General features: G+C 33.0%; 2 protein-coding genes. Both read right to left on the reverse strand.

Going from position 1 to position 1,915, the window contains the following annotated elements; all coding sequences use genetic code 11:
* A partial coding sequence (locus ASJ81_RS11995; RefSeq protein WP_095644267.1) for an ISNCY family transposase occupies positions 1-943 on the reverse strand: 943 nt, incomplete at its 3' end.
* Positions 944-1,436: 493 nt separating this feature from the next.
* A partial coding sequence (locus ASJ81_RS12000) for a PKD domain-containing protein (protein WP_141241694.1) occupies positions 1,437-1,915 on the reverse strand: 479 nt, incomplete at its 5' end.

Raw genomic sequence — 1,915 nt, forward strand, 5'->3', positions numbered from 1 at the left:
TTTCTAGCTTCAATTTATATCTAAATCGGTTAAATTCCTTTTTTGCCTTTATACTCCATTCTTGATGCTTTTCTTCATTCATAATTACGTTAAGTTCTTCAGATAGAATTTTTTCCAGGAATTTAATCTCATTTTCACGATTGTAAAATATATTCAATAACCTGTATTTTAATAGTTCCTGTTCAATTGTTGTTTTCTTCGGAAAATCGCTAACTATAAGCTTGTTTAAGTGCATCAAACAGTATTGATGCACTAACTTATCCCCAAAAACTTCCTTTAAAATATCTGGGTATCTCTTATCAAAATCCGTAACAATAAACACAGGTTCTGATGTATCTAGATTTTTTCGTAGAAACGTTTTGATGGTTTCTGAACTTTTATCCTCAAAAAGTTCATCTGCTATTGTTCTTTGAGTTTTTGCATCCAGTAATGTTAAACGGTATTTCTGACAACGTCCCTCTTTTGGATGCTGTTCGTCATAGTGCACCATATGTACATTTTCTAAAATTGGAACATTTTCCTGTTCCATTTCTTTGTTGAATGTTCTAAAAATAGTGCTTCTTGATCTTGGAAATATGAAGCTCATTATATCAGAAATTCCATCATAAGAAACTTTATGGTATCTGAGCACCTGGAAAAAATTATTAAATGAATCAAAAAGTAAAGTTTTCAGACCTTCCCAAAAACTATGATCTTCTTCGTCTGTACTACCACAATTTTGGCATTTGTATCGACCAATGCTGATTTTTCCAAGACCTTTTTTGATGTATAGATTATAGCCGTTATGAACCATAGGAGCACTGCAAATAGGGCAGGCTGGAGGAATTTTTCTACGAAAAATTCCTCTTGTGGTATATTCGTAATCATTGCTATAACTATCAAAAAGGTATGAGAGAGCAGGGAGTTCCGATAAGTTATTAAAAGTAAGATTTATAATTACCATTGTTTTTGCCGTAACATCATTACATAATTAGAGAATTATAAATTTATGTAGTGATGTTACACTTACTTTCATCACTAGATTTTGGAACTGAGTCAGTTTTCAACCATAAAAATATTAAACGACGATTAAGAAACGCTATCAAATAAACACTTAAAATATCATGTTAGCCTGCAGAACATAGATTCTAAAAAAGATTTTCATAATATTTTGCTGGAACAAAGATTGAGTCAGAATAATTATAAAAAATTACAAACAGAAGTTGGCTTTCAACTCTAGTGCTTCGATTCCAAAATCAATTCCTTAATTTCTGGAAAAATCCGTGATCTTCTAGTCTATTCAAAAGTTAAGTTTTATGAACCTACTTTAGAATCACAGTACTAGTAAAAAGGCTAAAGGGTTATTTTGCCAGATATGTCACTGATCTCTCAACTCTTTAGCCTCGATTTTTTCTTTTTTTCAATCTAAGGGTTTATTCAGTTTCAGATTATATTCCTTATTTTGTATTAGTTGTCACTTTTATATAATCTGTTTTTGTTATCGTATTACTACCCTTAGCATTGGTAACAGTGAGTGTTACCGTATACTTTCCTGCTTTGGAATACTTATGCTTTGGATTCTGGATTGTGGACGATGCACCGTCTCCAAAGTTCCATTTCCATTTAGTTGGTAAGCCTGTGCTAGTATCAGTAAAAGCAACCGTTAATGGCGCTTTTCCTGAGGTGGGAGTTGCAGAGAATTCAGCAACCGGTTTTGCTGTCACTTTTATATAGTCTGTTTTTGTTACCGTGTTGCTGCCTACAGCATTCTTTACTGTTAAAATAACAGTATATGTTCCTGCTTTGGAATACTTGTGAACTGGATTCTGCTGGGTTGAACTTGTTCCATCTCCAAAATTCCATTTCCATGCAGCAGGTGTTCCTGTGCTTGTGTCAGTAAATTTAACGTTTAATGGTGCTTTTCCTGATGTAACAA

Source organism: Methanosarcina spelaei (genome assembly GCF_002287235.1).
Taxonomy (GTDB): domain Archaea; phylum Halobacteriota; class Methanosarcinia; order Methanosarcinales; family Methanosarcinaceae; genus Methanosarcina; species Methanosarcina spelaei.